The 17,096-nt window shown below is 51.3% G+C and carries 13 protein-coding genes; 7 read left to right on the top strand and 6 right to left on the bottom strand.

Annotation, left to right across the window (positions count from 1 at the left end):
- Positions 1 to 137: 137 nt before the first annotated feature.
- A complete protein-coding gene (locus ACI32D_RS00320; protein ID WP_439774696.1) occupies positions 138 to 1,070 on the bottom strand; it encodes a shikimate dehydrogenase in 933 nt (310 codons plus the stop codon).
- A gap of 223 nt (positions 1,071 to 1,293) precedes the next feature.
- Between ACI32D_RS00320 and ACI32D_RS00315 the strand changes: the two genes are divergently transcribed.
- From ACI32D_RS00315 to ACI32D_RS00305, 3 genes are all read left to right on the top strand, one after another.
- Positions 1,294 to 2,130, top strand: a complete 837-nt coding sequence (locus tag ACI32D_RS00315) for a PRD domain-containing protein (RefSeq protein ID WP_439774695.1) — start codon at positions 1,294 to 1,296, stop codon at positions 2,128 to 2,130.
- Positions 2,131 to 2,435: 305 nt separating this feature from the next.
- Positions 2,436 to 4,325, top strand: a complete 1,890-nt coding sequence (locus ACI32D_RS00310) for a beta-glucoside-specific PTS transporter subunit IIABC (protein ID WP_439774694.1) — start codon at positions 2,436 to 2,438, stop codon at positions 4,323 to 4,325.
- Positions 4,326 to 4,458: 133 nt separating this feature from the next.
- The gene (locus ACI32D_RS00305) at positions 4,459 to 5,946 is read left to right on the top strand and encodes a glycoside hydrolase family 1 protein (protein WP_439774693.1); all 1,488 of its coding nucleotides are present in this window, start codon (positions 4,459 to 4,461) and stop codon (positions 5,944 to 5,946) included.
- Positions 5,947 to 6,043: 97 nt separating this feature from the next.
- On the opposite strand, the gene aroD is transcribed toward ACI32D_RS00305, so the two are convergent.
- The 3 genes from aroD to ACI32D_RS00290 all read right to left on the bottom strand — a co-directional run bounded on the left by aroD (position 6,044) and on the right by ACI32D_RS00290 (position 9,104).
- Positions 6,044 to 6,802 (bottom strand): type I 3-dehydroquinate dehydratase, encoded by a 759-nt coding sequence (gene aroD / locus ACI32D_RS00300; protein WP_439774692.1) that lies wholly within the window; start codon positions 6,800 to 6,802, stop codon positions 6,044 to 6,046.
- A 43-nt stretch (positions 6,803 to 6,845) separates the two neighbouring features.
- Positions 6,846 to 8,066 (bottom strand): MFS transporter, encoded by a 1,221-nt coding sequence (locus tag ACI32D_RS00295; RefSeq protein WP_439774691.1) that lies wholly within the window; start codon positions 8,064 to 8,066, stop codon positions 6,846 to 6,848.
- Between the two features lie 102 nt (positions 8,067 to 8,168).
- Positions 8,169 to 9,104 (bottom strand): shikimate dehydrogenase, encoded by a 936-nt coding sequence (locus ACI32D_RS00290; RefSeq protein WP_439774690.1) that lies wholly within the window; start codon positions 9,102 to 9,104, stop codon positions 8,169 to 8,171.
- 184 nt (positions 9,105 to 9,288) lie between these two features.
- Between ACI32D_RS00290 and ACI32D_RS00285 the strand changes: the two genes are divergently transcribed.
- Complete coding sequence (locus tag ACI32D_RS00285) at positions 9,289 to 10,209, top strand: LysR family transcriptional regulator (RefSeq protein WP_439774689.1); 921 nt, start codon at positions 9,289 to 9,291, stop codon at positions 10,207 to 10,209.
- 143 nt (positions 10,210 to 10,352) lie between these two features.
- On the opposite strand, the gene ACI32D_RS00280 is transcribed toward ACI32D_RS00285, so the two are convergent.
- Together ACI32D_RS00280 and ACI32D_RS00275 are read right to left on the bottom strand one after the other, a co-directional pair.
- Entirely contained in the window at positions 10,353 to 12,137 is a 1,785-nt protein-coding gene (locus ACI32D_RS00280) for an FAD-dependent oxidoreductase (RefSeq protein ID WP_439774688.1), read from the bottom strand.
- Between the two features lie 118 nt (positions 12,138 to 12,255).
- The gene (locus ACI32D_RS00275; RefSeq protein WP_439774687.1) at positions 12,256 to 13,437 is read right to left on the bottom strand and encodes an MFS transporter; all 1,182 of its coding nucleotides are present in this window, start codon (positions 13,435 to 13,437) and stop codon (positions 12,256 to 12,258) included.
- 254 nt (positions 13,438 to 13,691) lie between these two features.
- On the opposite strand from ACI32D_RS00275, the gene ACI32D_RS00270 reads away from it, so the two are divergent.
- The 3 genes from ACI32D_RS00270 to ACI32D_RS00260 all read left to right on the top strand — a co-directional run.
- Positions 13,692 to 14,405 carry a YczE/YyaS/YitT family protein gene (locus ACI32D_RS00270; RefSeq protein ID WP_439774686.1) on the top strand — a complete coding sequence of 238 codons (714 nt, stop codon included), beginning with the start codon at positions 13,692 to 13,694 and terminating at the stop codon, positions 14,403 to 14,405.
- 113 nt (positions 14,406 to 14,518) lie between these two features.
- The gene (locus ACI32D_RS00265; RefSeq protein WP_439774685.1) at positions 14,519 to 15,745 is read left to right on the top strand and encodes an MFS transporter; all 1,227 of its coding nucleotides are present in this window, start codon (positions 14,519 to 14,521) and stop codon (positions 15,743 to 15,745) included.
- 725 nt (positions 15,746 to 16,470) lie between these two features.
- A partial coding sequence (locus tag ACI32D_RS00260; RefSeq protein WP_439774684.1) for a lactate/malate family dehydrogenase occupies positions 16,471 to 17,096 on the top strand: 626 nt, incomplete at its 3' end.

Raw genomic sequence — 17,096 nt, 5'->3', positions numbered from 1 at the left:
TGAACACCACCAACTTAACTCCAGACGGAGCCATGGACCTCCTGGGCATCCCCGAGGCAGACCGGGCCATGTACAAGAAGCTGCTCAAGAAGAAGTAAGCAGCAAAAAAGCGGACAAGCCAAACTTGTCCGCTTTTCTTACGCCTTAGCGACGATTTCCTTGATGTAGTCAACCGGCATCTCCTTGCCAGTCCAGAGCTTGAAGGACTCTGCTCCTTGGCCGACCACCATGCCCAGACCGTTATAGATGTGCTTGACGCCGGCCTCTTTGGCGATCTTCATCAACTTGGTCTCCCGCGGTTCATACACCGTGTCGCTGACAACCATGTCCGCATGCAGCCAAGATGGATCTTCCACCAGTGACAGGTCGTCCAGTGGCGGCATCCCTACTCCGGTCGCGTCGCAGTAGATCCTGGATTCAGCGATCGACTGCTTGAAAGCTTCCTTGTCTTCCATTGGGTTCAAGCTGCAGACACAGTCAGTCGCTTCATTGATCGCGGCTACCTTGCCTTTGGCTGGTTCCCAGTTGCGGTCGTGGATATTAAAAATTCTGATTTCCTTGGCTCCGCCCATAGCCGCGGCTACAGCAATCGGAATCGCTGCCCCGCCGGCACCGGCTAAAGTCATGACCTGCCCCTTCACGTCCTGGCCGTCTTCTTGCAAAGACCGCAGCCAGCCCGTCCCGTCAGTGGTATAGCCCGTCAAAAAGCCATGGTCATTGACCACCGTGTTGACCGCCCCGCAGATTTTTGCTGCCGGGTCCAGCTTGTCCAGGTAGGGAATGATCGCCTGCTTGTTTGGCATGGACACGTTGGCTCCCCGCATGTCCAAAGTCCGCAGGGCCTTGACCGCGTCCCCGATCCGGTCCGGCCCGATTTCAAAGCAGAGGTAAGCCCCATTCAAGCCCAGCTTAGCCATGGCATTGTTGTGCATGGTCGGTGAAACTGAGTGTCTGATTGGATTCGCGAACAGGCCCAACAAGATGGTGTGCCCGTCCAGCCAGCCGGTTACTGGTCCGGTAATCCCGTTGATTTTTACCGGTAAAATGTCATTGCTTCTTTCGTCAGTCATCTTTTCAGTCCTTTGTTTTTATCTCTAAAAAATATGCTAGCGCTTGCCACTCTATAAAGAAAGGCAATCTGCCACTTTTATCAATCTATTTTTTCTATTGTTTTACCAATAATTTCAAAAATACCCACTAAACTCTCTATGTAAAAAGCGGATTGACAAATTATCTCTGTTAACGCTAACATTGAATAATGACGCGATTATGATTTGTTAACGAGGACTTGCTATGGAATTTATCAAAAACTACAACAACAACGCTGCCCTTGTCAAAGACTCAGCTGGCAAAGACTGGGTCGTCATTGGCAAGGGGATTGGCTTTGGGCTTAAACCAGGGATGCCTGTCGATGAAAGCAAAATCGAACGCCGCTTTAAAGCTCAAGACGAAATCGACCAGGTCGAACCGGACATCGTCAAGGGCATTGATCCCCAGTCCTTTGCCGCCACTGACCAGGTCTGCGAAATGCTGGAAAGCAAGTACGGCATCTCCTTTACCGGCTACCAGTACTTTGCCCTGGCTGACCACATCGACTTCATGATCAAGCGGACCCTGGACGGAGCGGAACTCAACCCCATGAGCGGCAGCTGGGAAACCAAGACCCTCTTTCCAAAAGAATACGCCGCGGCTAAAGAAGCCCTAAAGATCATCTCTGACACTGTCCACCTAACCTTCGACTGTTCTGAAGCCGTATCTTTAACCTACCACTTCATCAATGCCGAATCCGACGGTTCCAAACTGCAAGACACCATGCGGATGACCCGCTACTTGGGCGGGATTGTCAATATTGTCCAATACCAATACGGGATCACCCTGGATACCGACAGCTTCAATTACGAGCGCTTCATTACCCACCTCCGGGCCCTGATCATCCGCCACTTGACCGGCAAGGAAAATAGCGCCGAACTGGACCCTGCCCTCCTGCAGCTGATGGTTGCCAAGTACCCAAAAGAAAAAGACACGGTCGACCGGATTGCCCAGTATCTCAAGCGGGAAGATGACTGGACCCTGTCAGCCGATGACCAGACCTACTTGATTCTTCACATCTGGCGGGTGACTCACCGCTAAAAAATAAAAAATTCCGCATTTTCTGTTGACAGCGCTTTTATGAAGCGTTATCATAATAAATGTCTTAAGCGTGTTACTGTTAAATCAGGCATGAACCTATCACGAAATCAGCCGCTGGCAATATCATTTGTCAGTCTTACTTGATTTACCGATAGGTTCTTTTTTTCGCTTAAACCAGGTGTGTTACTAGTTCGACTAGGCATGAACCCGCAAGCATATACAGGACTCTTTCTATCTTTTCCACGTGAAGAATCCTGGCTTGCGGGTTTTTATTTTGACAAATTGTAAAAGTGAGGATAACGATTATGGCAAAAAATTACGATGAACTAGCCAAAGACATCGTCGCGCACGTCGGCGGGGAAGAGAACGTCTCCTCCCTCAAGCACTGCGTGACCAGACTGCGCTTTGTGTTAAAAGACGAATCCAAGGCTGACACCGACTACCTGAAGAAGCGCGACGGGGTCATCACCGTTGCTAAAGCCGGCGGCCAATACCAAGTGGTTATCGGCAACGAAGTCGCCGACGTTTACGACGCGGTTCTCAAAAACTCCCACATCAAGGGGGTTGGGGAAGTCGCTGAAGACGACGCGGAAGACGCGCCTAAGGGCAACCTCTTCGACCGCTTCGTCGACTTGATCTCCAGCATCTTCCAGCCTTTCCTGGGCGCCCTCTGTGCCGCCGGTATGCTTAAAGGCGTAACTGCCCTCCTGGCTGCTACTGGGATGGCTTCTACTAACGGTATTTACATCATCTTCAATGCCATGGGCGATGGGATGTTCCAATACCTGCCATTCTTCCTGGCCTTGACTGCTGCCCGGAAGTTCAAGCTTGACCAGTTCACTGGCCTGGCACTGGCTGGGGCTATGCTCTACCCGACCTTGAGCACGACCGTTAAGGCGACTACTACCTTCTTCGGCCTGCCGATCAAATTGCCGAGCGGCGGCTACTTCCAAACGGTGATTCCAATTATCCTGGCCGTTTGGTTTGCCTCCCTGGTTGAAAAGCGGATGAAGAAATGGATGCCAACTGACATCAAGATGTTCGCTGTTCCATTCTTCACCCTTCTGATCTCAGTACCTTTGTCCATACTCTTGATCGGGCCAATCGCCAACACCCTGTCAAACTGGGTTGGGGTTGTCTTCCAGGCTATTTACAAGTTCAGCCCGATGCTTTACGGGGCAGTTCTTGGTGGGCTCTGGCAAGTACTGGTTATGTTCGGCCTGCACTGGGGTCTGGTTCCTCTGGCTATCATGGACTTTGCCCAAAAGGGCTGGTCAGTTCTCCTGAACCCGTCAGTTGCCGTCTGCTTCGCCCAAACTGGGGCTTTGGCTGCCATCATGATCAAGACCAAGGAAAAGAAGGTCAAGGAGCTTGCTACCCCGGCCCTGATTTCCTCAATCTTCGGGGTTACTGAACCGGCTATCTACGGGGTTACCCTGCCGATGAAGACGCCATTCATCATGACTTGTATCGCTGGTGCCATCCAAGGTATCTACTGCGGCTTAACCAACGTGACTGGTTACGCCATGGGTGGTATGGGAATCTTCGCCTTCCCTTCATACATCAACCCTAAGACTGGTTCATTCGCCAGTGTGATCAACCTGGCTATCTGCGCGGTCATCTCACTGATCCTTGGCTTTGCCTTGACCATGATGACCAAGGTTCCTCGCCTTTACGGGGAAGAAGAAACTACTCAAACTACTGAAACTGCTGCTCCAGCAGAAGGTCCTTCAGTAACTGTTGCCGGTGAAACTATCCTGGCCCCAGTTGCCGGTGAAGTTTGCCCGTTAAGCGAAGTAAAAGACGAAGTCTTCTCTTCCGGCGCTATGGGCGATGGCATTGCCATCAAGCCAAGCGAAGGTCTTTTGAAGTCACCAGTTGACGGCACGGTCAGCCTGGTCTTCCCAACCGGCCACGCTATTGGCCTGAAGAGCAAGAACGGCGCGGAAATCTTGATCCACATCGGCATGGACACGGTTGAACTTAACGGCGAAGGCTTCGAAGTCCTGGTCTCCAAGGACCAAGAAGTCAAGGCCGGCCAGCCACTGGTCAAGTTTGACCTGGACGCTATCAAGGCCAAGGGCTACGACCTGACCACGCCGGTCATCATCACCAATTCCAAGTCCTACCATGAAATTGGCGACAGCAAACTTAGCGCGGTTAAGGCCGGCGACCAGCTGCTGGCTCTGTCCTAGCGGCAAAACACTAATACATATTTCTCTCAAAAACGTTCATGGAAAGATTTGCCTCCGGCAAATCTTTTCGTGCATTAAACACAGGTAATATAGCTAGTAAAAATAAAAGCAATAACAGATAAGGAGATAAATCATGGCAAAATTTCCAAAAAACTTCCTCTGGGGCGGGGCCACTGCCGCCAATCAGTATGAAGGCGCCTATTTAGAAGACGGCAAGGGCCTCAGCACGGCCGATGTAATGACCAACGGCTCCCACACTGAAGCCAGAAAGATCACCTGGAAGAACCCGCAGACCGGGGAAAGCGGCTATGTGCCAATGGCCTTTGGCCAGTCAATGACCTTCCCGGAAGGAGCAGAACCGGCTGTTTTGGACGGCTACTACTACCCAAGCCACACGGCAACTGACTTCTACCACCACTACCAGGAAGATATCAAGCTGATGAGCGAGATGGGCTTCAAGTGCTTCCGCCTCTCCATCAACTGGGCCCGGATTTTTCCAAATGGCGATGATGACCAGCCAAACGAAAAGGGCTTGGAATTCTACGAAAAAGTTTTCCAGGAATGCCGCAAGTACGGCATTGAACCTTTGGTTACCCTGTCTCACTATGAAACTCCGCTTAATCTCTCTATCAAGTACAATGGCTGGACCAGCCGCAAGCTGATCGACTTCTTCGTCAACTACGCCAAAACGGTCATGCAGCGCTACAAGGGCCTGGTTAAATACTACCTGACCTTCAATGAAATCAACATGATGAGCCTCAGCCCTTACATGGCAGCCGGTATTTTGACCGATGATGCCCAAAGCAAGGCCCAAGGCGCCCACAACCAATTCGTGGCCAGCGCTTTGACGGTCAAGGCGGCCCGGGAAATCGACCCAGAAATCAAGGTCGGCCAGATGCTGGCTTACGGCCCGGTCTACGCCTTGACGGCTGACCCGAAGGACCAATTGAAGGCCCTCAAGCAAAGCGACGCCACCCTCTTTTACAGTGATGTCCAGACCGGCGGCCGCTACCCAAACTGGATCTTGAAGAAGTACGAAGCTGAAGGGATCAAGCTGGACGACGAAGACAGCGACTACGAGCTCCTGGCCCAGTACCCGGCTGACTTCCTCAGCTTCTCCTGCTACTCTTCATCCGTTGTAACCACCCATGAAACTGACGACACAGCTGGCGGCAACCTGGCCATGGGGGTCAAGAACCCTTACCTTAAGACCAATGACTGGGGCTGGACGATCGACCCGGACGTATTGCGGATCGCCTTGAACCAGCTCTGGGACCGTTACCACAAGCCGCTCTGGATCGTGGAAAACGGCATCGGGGTCAAGGACCAGATCAGTGAAGACGGCAAGATCCACGACCCGGAAAGAATCTCCTACCTGCAGCAGTGCATCTCTTCCATGCGCGACGCCATCAACCTCGACGGCGTTAACCTGATGGGCTACGAAATGTGGGGCTGCATCGACCTGGTTTCCGCCGGAACCGGTGAAATGCGCAAGCGCTACGGTTTTGTCTACGTTGACCGCGATGACAAGGGCGAAGGCAGTCTCAAGCGAATTCCAAAGGACTCCTTCTACTGGTACAAGAAGGTTATCGCCAGTGACGGCGAAGATTTAAGCAATTAGCCTAAGAAAAAAATAACAATCTCTCCCCACCAAAAAAGCTCCCGTATCGCGATTGATACGGGAGCTTTCTTTTCAGGAAAAGCGTTTCTCTTGGTTATTAGTGCAATTCCAAGTAATTTTCAGCGTTTCTCAAGTCTTCGATTGACAATTGACCAGGTGCTGAAGTCTTGCCAACGGCACCGAATGACAAGCAGGAGCCGAAGACTTGGCCGGCAATCCGGCTGACCTTGCCCAAGTCAGCCATTGCCATGGTGATGATTGGCGTTGAGAGTACCTTGCGGGCGTCGTTAGTCGCGCTCAAAAGGGTCAAAACGTCGTCAGCGCTGTGCGGCATGCAGGCCAGTTTTGGCACGTCAGCACCCAATTCAGCCATCTTCTTCAAGCGGAATTCGATGACATCCTTGGCTGGCACCTTTTCAAAGTCGTGGTTGCTCATGATAACTACCACGTTGTAGTTGTGGGCTTGCTTAACCAGGTCCTTGACTCTTTCTTCATCGTGGAAAAGTTCGATGTCGACCGCGTCACCCAAGCGGTTGGTTACTACAGTAGCCACCAGATCCAGGTATTCGTCTTCACCCAGTTCCAGGACGCCGCCTTCGTTCTTGGTTCTGAAAGTAACCAGAACTGGCAGTTCGCCGACTACGTCCCGCAAAGCCTTGGCCGTAGCGATCAGCTTTTCATTGTCCTTGATGCCGGCTTCGTAGTAGTCGATCCGCCATTCCATGATGTCAGGCTTGGCAGCCGCAATTTCCTTGGCTGAAGCCAGAATTTCTTCTTCAGTCACGCCGACGTTTGGCACGGCAATTTTTGGCAGGCCTTCGCCCAAAACAATGTTTCTAACTTTTACAGTAGTCATATTAATACCTTCTGTTTTTATGTTTTTTGCTTTTTTAAAAAAATTACTTCTTCAGTGAACCAAACAGGTGCTTGTAACGGATAGCAATGATGGTCGTGTCCACGAAGCCCAGCAGGGCAACGATCACGTCAAAGAACATAACTTCTCTCATCCCTGGCAAAGCGTTGATGACCAAAGGAATAGTGAAGGAAGCGATTGAACCGGCAGTGTAGAAGAAACCAGTAACCGTCCCCTTGCCAGCTGGGAAGAAGTCGGCCATAACCGTCAAGCCCAGCTGCATTACGCCACCAGCGGCAAAGAAACCAACGGCGAAGGCCAGAATGCCCATCAAAACGGCGCTGGCTGGGTATGCCCACATCAAGAAGATGGCGATAAAGGCACCCAAAGTGTAGATTGGGACCAATTGCACTTCCTTGAACTTGCGGCCGATCACTGCAGTAAACAGAACGCAGCAGATTGAACCAAGTGAGTACCAGGAAACCAGGGCGTGGGCAGCGCTGTCGCTCATGTGGCTGATTTGTTGCCCGTATTGGGTCAGCATTTGGCTGACCATGTAGAAGGTAGCTTGGGAAATGTAGCCGTAAAGGATGAACAAGGTACCGTCCAGCCACTTGTTGGACTTGACTGCCGGCTTGTCGCTGTCAGCAGCAGCCGCTGCTTCAGCTTCTTCAGCCTTCTTTTCTTCAGCTTCAGCAACTGCCTTGGAGTCTGGGAAGGCACCCTTAAGGAAGTAGATGAAGGTGATAACCAGGATGGCAGCTGGAATCACGATTGACCAGCCGTACCATGCGCCGGCACTTGCCAGGCCGCTGACGATGAATGGCAAGAGGAACTGGGCGCCAGAGATGAAGGCCTTCAAAACAACGTTGGAAGTCCCCTTGGCATCTGGGAAGATTTCCATCAAGGCTGGGTAAGTACCAGTGTCCAGGAAGGAGTTGGCCATCCCGGCGCAGATCCCCAAAATGTAGGCCACAGTCACGCTCTTAGAGAAAAGCAGGCCGACGAAGAAGATCAGGTAGAAGACGATCCCCAATTGCACGAACGGCTTTCTGCCGAACTTGTCAGACAGGATCCCGGAAATCAGCAGGTTGATGATTCTCCCAACCCCCAAAGAGGAGACTACGGCAATGGCGCCGGTCGCGGTCGTGCCCCACTGGTGGGCCAGGTTGGTGGCGTTTTGCGAAATAATGATAACGCCCATCCCGTGCACGAAGTAGTTCATGTACAGCATGAAGGCAGTCATCATGTATTTGTTCTTTTTCATGATTTTGTCCTTCCAAAAATACCTTCTGTCGGCGAGTATTCAGCTGCAGAAGGTATTGATTTAAACCAATTTCTATTAAATTTGCAGGTTAAAAATTACAGATTACTTGTTGGCATCCATGATTTCCTGGATGTAGTCGGTTGGCATTTCCTTGCCAGTCCACAGCTTAAAGGCAGCGGCACCTTGTTCGATCATCATGCCGATCCCGTTGTAGATGTGCTTTACGCCGGCCTTTTCAGCGACTTCCATCAGCTTGGTCTTGCGTGGTGCGTAAACAGTGTCGGAAACAACCATGTCTTCGTGGAACCATGATGGGTCTTCAACCAAAGTCTGGTCTTGCAATGGGTTCATCCCTACGCTGGTAGCATCGCAGTAGATGTCTGATTCAGCGATTGACTTCTTGAAGTCTTCCTTGTCTTCCAGGTGGTGAACGCTGGCCACGCAGTCAGTTTCCTTGTTGATGGTTTCAACGTTCTTGACTGCTTGTGCCCACTTGTCGTCGTCCCGGTTGAAGATGCGGATTTCCTTGGCGCCTTCCAGAGAAGCAGTAACAGCGATTGGAGTAGCGGCACCGCCGGCACCGGCCAAAGTGATAACCTTGCCCTTAACGTCTTGGCCGTCCTTCTTCAAGGCCCGCAGCCAGCCCATGCCGTCAGTGGTGTAGCCGGTCAAAACGCCGTGTTCGTTGACGATGGTGTTAACGGCGTCACACATTTGTGAAGTCTTGTCCAGCTTGTCCAGGTAAGGGATGACCTTCTTCTTGTTTGGCATTGAGACGTTTGACCCCCGCATGTCCAAGGTCCGGATAGCGTCGATAGCGCCTGGCAGCTTTTCGTTGTCGATTTCAAAGCAAAGGTAAGCCCCGTTCAAGCCCAACTTGGCAAAAGCGTTGTTGTGCATGGTTGGTGACATGGTGTGGCGGATCGGGTAAGCCATCAAGCCGACCAAAATCGTGTGCCCGTCAAGCCAGCCGGTGATTGGGCCGCTTACGCCTTGAATCTTCGTTTCTTCAATCTCGTTGTTTCTTTCGTCTGCCATTTCTGGAATCTCCTTTAAACTTATACAACAAGTTACTTTTTTCTCAATTCACTATTATGTTATCGTTTTCAGCTTTCGTGATAAATAAGGCAAGGCAAAATTATTGATAAAAGCATTTTATCAGTTCTTGTTTAACGGTATAATATAGGCATGGAAAAACTGTTGTGATGATTTGGAGGCAAATATGAACATTCGACATCTGCGTTTCTTCGTCGAGCTGGCCAAGACGGAGCACATGGCCAAGGCCGCTGAAAAGCTGGGCATCTCCCAGCCTTCCCTCTCCTACGCCATCAGCAGCATTGAGGAAGAACTTGGCGTGCCCCTTTTTGAAAAAGAAGGCCGGAACATCCGCTTAACCAACTATGGCAAGATCTACCTGGAATACGTCAAGAGCGGTTTAAGCGACCTGGACCGGGGCGGCGAATACATTGCCGAATTGCTGGACGTCAACCGGGGTCATATCCGGGTCGGCTTCACCTTTACCATGGGCCAGGACTTGATTCCCCAGCTGATCTACAAGTTTAAGCAGGAAAAAGACACCAAGGACATTTCCTTCTCCTTCGTGCAGGGGACAACTGACGATTTGGTTGAACAGCTGGTCAATGATGACCTGGACCTGGTCGTCTCATCCGCTCCTGACCTGCCTGGCCCGGAGGACAAGGTCGACATCTCCCACCTGGTTGACCAGGAAATGCTGGCTGTCGTCCCCTTCTCCAATCCTCTAGCCAAAAAGGACTCTGTCTCCCTGGCTGATTTGGCCAAGTTCCCGATGATCTACTACAGCAAGCAAAGCGGCCTGCGCCAGCGCCTGGACAAGATGTTCGCTGAAGCCGGCGTGAAGCCGAAGATCGTCATGGAATCCATGGAAGACCACACTATCATCGGCTTCGTTCACTGGGGCTACGGGGTAGCTATCGTGCCGCATTTGCCCCAGCTGGACCCGCAGACGGTCAAGCTTTTGCATATTGAAAACAATGTCGGCGTTCACCCGATCTTTGTCGTGAAAAAGTCCGACCACTTCTTGACCCCGGCCGTAACCAGATTCGAACAATTTATCAAGTCTTACTGCCGGAAGCATTACAATAACGAACATAAACTCGTTTAACAAGAAAAAGCCCAAGCATCAGCTTGGGCTTTTTTAGCAAGTTTTTGTAAGGAAGAAGGTTCCCGCGGCAAAAAAGGACAAAGTGTATATTTTCACATATCCCCTTTTTGCCTTAGGAGGAAATTTGTGAATAGTTAGCAATGCTAGTGGCTGGCGCCGGAAGTTGCTTCTGGCTTAGGAGCCGGAGCGTGGCTGGCGCTGGTCACGGCGTCAAGCACGTAGTTGTTGGCATTGTCAGCTGCGGCCGTACCAGCAACGAAACCGGAAGCGTAGGACCAGGAGTTCATCATTGACGGCATTGAGTCCTTGCCGTTAGCCCCGCCAACCAGTTCACCAGCAGCGTAGAAGTTGGCAACTGGCTTAAAGTCGTTGTCCAAAAGCTGCATATCCTTAGTGGCTTCGTAGCCGCCCATGGTGGTGCAGAAACGGAGCTTTTGTTCAATGACGTAGTAAGTGTCGCCTTCAAGTTCATGCAGGAACTTGGCATCGCGGCCGAATTCCGGATCGCGGCCAGCCTTGGCGTATTCCTGGTAGTGGTCGAAGGTTTCCTTCAAGTTGCCGTAGTCGATGCCAGCCTTTTGCGCTACAGTGGCCAGGTCACCCTTGACCAGAACTGGGCTCTTTTTGCCATCATTGGCAAAGAAGCCTTGGACTTCTTCAGCAGTGAAGCCGTACTTAAGCATCAGTTCGTAGTAGCGGTCCCAAATCCGCTGGTCCATCAAGACAAAGCAAGTCTTGTCCTTTTCATTGGCGATCGCGTCACGGAAGTGGGTGTAAGGCAGGCTTTCGTTGACTACCCGCTTGCCGGCCCGGTTGACAAAAATTGCCCCCATGTCGCTGGCTTCCTTGGTTGAGTAAGTAGTCAATTTGGCAATGCCAGGTTCAACTTCCAAGCCGTGCGGGTAGACCTTGTACCAGTCCAGGTTCCGGGTAACCAGGTTCATGCCCTTGGCAAAGCCGAAGTAGTCACCGGTTGAAGTCATTGGCCCGTAGTAAGGAATATCAGTCTTGTGTTCCTTGAAGTCCTTGGCGCCCCAGCCACCGGCTGCTAAAACCAGAGACTTGAAGTTGACCGTGGTGGTTTGGTGCTTGCCTTCAGCAACCAGGCTGGTCAAAACGCCGGCAGGGTTCTTCTTTAATTCTTCAACCCGGGCGTCGGTCAACAGGATCCCGCCCTTGGCCTTGAAGGCGTCAGCCACCTTGGTTACGACTTCGTAAGAACTTTGGCTTGGCATTTCCACTTGCCGGTTGACGCTGTGTTCAATGGTCTGGGTTTCCGCCTTTTGGTAGGTCAAGCCAGCAAAGTCAGTGATAAAGTCGATGGCCTTGCCGATGTTGTCGGCCAGCAGATGGGACATTTCCGGGTAGTTGGTCCCCCGGCATTCTCTGGTAATATCGTCAAAAAGGCGCTGGGCTGAGTCTTCTTCAGCTAAAGAGCCAAAGATTTTCTTGGCCAGTTTTGACCCGGTAGCGGTCACGTTGGACCCGTTTAAGATTGAAGCCCCGCCGACATAGCCGTTCTTTTCCAAAACGACGACCTTCTTGCCCATGGACAAGGCCCGGCAGGCAGCGATGAGGCCGGCCATACCGGAGCCGACAACGGCCACGTCAACGTCCAAAGTAACAGCCTTGTGGCTTCTGTCAACTGGCCGGGGAGCTGGCTCAAGACCTGCTTCGTCCAGCGCCTTTTGTCCGGATTCCAAGATGGCCTTGGTCATGATGGTGGCCCCGGAAACAGCGTCAACATTGAAGCTGTTGGCAGCCAGAACGTTGTCGCGGAGCTGGCCGAAGGCCTGGTTGAAGACAGCCTTGGTTTCTGAACTCTTGGTTACCTTGATATCGGCGATTTCTCGGTTTTCGATTTCGATATCAAAGTCGATTTCCCCGTTACGGCCTTGTGCTTGCGCTTTAAGTGTTTCTTTGCTCATGAGATCTTCTCCTGCTAATCATTTTTCTACAATCGCTTTCATTATAAAAAGACCGGAAACTTAAAAAAATAAGTCCCGGTCTTTTTATTAATAGATCATCTTTATTGAAAGTGGTATATTAATTAGTCTTACCCTGCTTTTTCTGCCCAACCCGCTTAACCACGAAGGCCAAAGCCGTGCCAAGCAGCATGTTGGCCACGTTCAAAAGCAGGATCAAACGCGGGGCAGCCGCGCCGGTCCGGGCCGTAATGGAAGCCGCCAGCTGGATGATGGCGAAATTGGCAAAGGCAGAGAAGAAGCCGCCCCAAGACTGGACAGTTGCCTTCATGTCCGGGTACATCTGCCCCAGGACGCTTTGGCCCAGCTGATAAAGGCCGCTGGCCGCGAAGAAGCCTACCGCCAGACTGGTCAGGTAGAGAATCTGCGGGGCCTTGATGAAGTAGGCCAAAAGCAGGCCAGCCGCGCTGAGCAGGGGGTACCAGATCAAAATGTCGATTTCCTTGACCCCTTTTTTAATGATAAAGGAGTTGAAGAGGACGGCAATTGAGGCCCCGACCGCGTAGACTGACTGCAAAGAGCTGGGGTTGGCGATCCCGTAGGACTTGGCCAGTTCCTGGTAGGTGTTGATCCAGAGCAGGAAGGCAGCCGTGGAGGTAAAGCCCATCAGAACCAGGCTCCAGACGCCCAGGTTGAAATCGTGCTTGGCTTTTTCCTGCTTTTTTGGACCGCTGACCTGGTCTGGATATGGTGAAAAGGCCAAAATCAAGGCCATGACGATGTACAAGATGCCAGCCAGCATGAAGACGGTCCGGTAGCCCGAACCCAGGGCCGTCCCCAGCAAAATGGCTAAAGGCAGGCAGAATTGGCCGATATTGATGGCAAACTTGGACATCAGGCCCGCTACTGAGGCGCTTTCTGGGAAAATTTCCATCAAGGCCGGGAAGTTGGACGCGTTCAAGAAGGAATTGGCGATCCCGCCCAGAATCCCGATAATGTAGGCAACAGCAAAATTCGGAGCGTAAAGCAGGCCGATGTAGTAGACTGCCCAGAGCAAGTGGCCGATGACGGCTGAGGCCCGGCGGCCAAAGTGGTCTGAAATAGGGCCAGTGATCAAGATGGAGACGATCCCCCCGATCCCAACAGCGCTGACCACGCTTAGGACTCCGGAAATTGAAGAGTGCCAGAGGGAGGCAAACTGGGGCTTGAACTGGGCCAGAAGGGACATCCCAATCCCCATCATAAAGTATGAAAAGTAAACAGTAGAGGCCGTGGCGGCATACCGGTGCTTCTTAGCTGACATAGCTTTCACTCCTTTTGTTGTTTTTCTCACTTTTCAGTATACCGTAAACCGCTTACATTTAATAATAAGCAATTTTATTTTATTGATAGATTCGTCCTATTGAAAATGTTTCTAAGCTTGCACTTGTTTTTATAGATAAATTCTATTGGATATATGATAATCAATAGACTAAAATTGTTAATACTAAATCAGATCTTTTTTCATTGAGGCATATTTTGGATATCAGCAAATCTCACTTTTCTCTCCATACTCTTTTGTCTTCCTTTAAGCCAAAAACAGGTGAAGGCTTTGACCCTCTACCCCGCCGCCTGGCAGCTTTGGCGATCGGCCTGGTCTTGAACGCTTTTGGCAACGGGATCACCATTTCCAGCAATATCGGCACGGCTCCCTGGGGGGCGTCAGAGGTCAACCTGGCCCATATTTTCCATACCAGCATTGCCCTGGCCATGTTTTTGACCGGCTGCCTGGTAGCTCTGGTCAACCAGCTGCTCTTGCGGCGCTTCGACCTGCCCCGCTTCTTGGGTGAGGTCGTCTTTATCGCCTGCTTCAGCTACTTCATCAATTTGTTCACCAGCCTCTTTTCCGCCCTTGGCCTGCCGGGACTTCCTTTGCCTTGGCGGCTGGCGGCCGGGCTTTTGGGCATCATGACTTTAGGCTGCTCCATTTCCTTTTATCAAAGAGCAAACTTGATCATGCACCCCAACGACGACACGACCAACATTCTCCGCTTTCTCTATTGCAGAAACAAGGTCGTCCGGGCCCAGCTGATCAACTTCAGCGTCCCGCTTTTGCTCACTGGCATCTGCTGGCTTATTACGGGCAAAATCTATGCTGTCAATATTGGCACCCTCCTTTGCCTCCTGGTCAACGGGCCGATGATTGCTTTAGCTGACCGGCATCTTTGGCCCAGCCTCCACCACAATATCGCCCTGCCAAAGGCCATCAGCGACCGGGCAGAAAATAATTAAATAACTATTGTTTTCCAATATCCCTTGACAATCTTAAGAAAAACGCAAATAATTGGTAGCGATACAAAATAAGTAATGTCCGTGAGCATTAATTTTGGAGGTACAAGTTAATAATGGATAATACCAGCTCAATGTCCACTAACCAAAAGTGGGTTTTGGCCTCCATGTCTTCCGGCTTCTTGCTGGAAAACATGGACGTCATGTTCCTGTCATTCTCCCTGTCGGAAATCATCGCGCAGATGCACATCAGCTCCGCGGCCGGCGGCTGGATCGGAACTTTTACCAACCTCGGAATGTTCTTCGGTGGCGCGCTCTTTGGGCTGCTAGGAGATCGTATCGGCCGGGTCAAGACTTTCAGCTATACGATCTTTCTTTTTGCCATCGCGACTGGCTTAACCTACTTTGCCCACAACATCACCGCCCTCTACGCCCTCCGCTTTTTGGCCGGGATCGGGGCCGGGGGTGAATACGGGGTCGGGATTGCCTTGATCGCGGAAAACTTCCAGGCTAACCAAATCGGCCGGGCCAGCTCAGTGGCGGCCATCGGAGGCCAAATCGGGTCTATCGTGGCTGCTCTTCTGGCTGCCTGGATCATTCCGGCATATGGCTGGAATACTCTCTTCCTCTTTGGGATAGTGCCGGTTGTCTTGACCTACTTCGTCCGCCGCCACGTCAAGGAAAGCGAGGAATTTTTGGCCGCTCACAAGAAGGCAGAAGAAATGAGTGAAAAAATCTCCTTCGGCCGTTTGTTTGAAACGCCCCGCCTGGCTTTGCAGACCTTGGGCCTGATGGTTATGACGATCGTACAGATCGCCGGCTACTTTGGCTTGATGAACTGGCTGCCATCAATCGTGCAGCAAAAGCAGGGCCTGTCAGTTTCCGGCTCTTCTTACTGGATGATCGCTACCATCATCGGCATGAGCATTGGGATGCTGGTCTTCGGCACAATCATGGACAAGATCGGTCCCCGCTGGGCCTTTGGCATCTTCCTTTTGGGCAGCGCGGTCGTGGTCTTTGCCATCGTCAATGTAACCAGCTACTGGGCCATGCTTTTGGCCGGAGCCTTGACTGGCTTCTTCTCCAACGGGATGTTCGGCGGCTACGGGGCGGTAATCAGCCAGCTCTACCCGACTGAAATCCGGTCCACGGCCAACAACTTGATCATGAACACCGGCCGGGCCATTGGGGGCTTCTCTTCCGTCATCATCGGCGCCCTGATGGACCACTACAACCTGTACGTGGTTATGGGCTTCTTGTCCGCCCTCTACATCATCAGTTTCCTGGTCATGATCACCCTGCCAGGCCTCAAAGAAATCCAGGCCAAGAAGCGGGCTGCTTAAGGCAGGAAATACAAAAACTAGTAAGCAAAAAACTAGAAAACAAACAAGAATTAGAATATCTACCATGTCACGGCTCCCATCCTGCTGGAGCCGTTTTTCTTTTGGTACCTACCTTTTAGAAAAGTTGACCAGATCACAAGCTTAATTATCTGCAGTTTTTCTTTTCTCCCAACCGCTTACAAAAAGCCCGCTTTTTTAATAATCAAAAAAGTAGGCAATTTTTTTGATTATTGAGATAAACCGTAGTACTATATTCTTCGAAAGTTATGCGGCTAGTTATTTTTCTCATTTTTTCTCCTTCAGTCGTTATAATTTTCGGTACTACTGACGGGTGGCGATCCGAGCATGCCACCGGTTGGTAAAACCTCTTAACAGGTTCTGGAGCGGCTGTTGCCATGCTTTTGCTTTTCTATTATGTTACTTGTTTTTTACAGGCAAGAGCCGGCTCTGAACTCAGATATGTATTTCAACATTTTTCGGTTCCTGTCTCTTACAGACAGACAAACTTATTTTTTCCTTACTCATCACATGCGGCGCCACTACTCCTATCACTAACAGGCGCCGCCAAGCAAACTACTTTGTCGTAGTAAGCTTAAGTTTTATCACATCACATCACATTTCTAAGAAACGCAGTCCTCTGGGCCGCGTTTTTTATTTCCCAGGAAATATTTGACCCGAATTCAGTTATAATAAGGTTAACGAATTTCCTTGAGGGAGGAACAAATATGAATAGAAAAGTCCTGCTGGTTGGCGATGGTGCTGTCGGCTCCAACTTTGCCAACGATTTATTGCAAACGACGCGGGTGGACGAACTGGTCATCTGCGACTTGAATAAGGACCGGGCCGCGGGCGACTGCCTAGACCTGGAAGACTTGACCTACTTCACGGGCCAAACCAAGCTCAGAGCTGGCGACTACAGCGACGCGGCTGACGCTGACGTGGTAGTTATCACGGCCGGCGTGCCCCGCAAGCCAGGTGAAAGCCGCCTTGACTTGATCAAGAAGAACGCTGCTATCTTGAAGAGCATCGTTGATCCGGTCGTGGCTTCTGGCTTCAGCGGCATCTTCGTCGTTTCCGCCAACCCGGTCGACATCTTGACCACTTTGACCCAGAAATTGTCCGGCTTCCCGAAGAAGCGGGTCATCGGGACCGGGACTTCCCTGGACTCAGCCCGTTTGCGGGTGGAGCTGGCCAAGCGGCTGCAAGTGCCAATTGAATCAGTCAATGCCTGGGTTCTGGGCGAACATGGCGACAGCAGCTTTGAGAACTTCTCAAGCGCCGTGGTCAACGGCAAGCCCCTGCTTGACTATCCGGGCATGACGAAAGAAGCCTTGGATGAGATTGAAGCCCA

Origin of the sequence: Lactobacillus sp. (assembly GCF_051873315.1) — a bacterium.
Classification (GTDB): domain Bacteria; phylum Bacillota; class Bacilli; order Lactobacillales; family Lactobacillaceae; genus Lactobacillus.
This window is presented reverse-complemented; position numbering and strand designations above follow the sequence as displayed.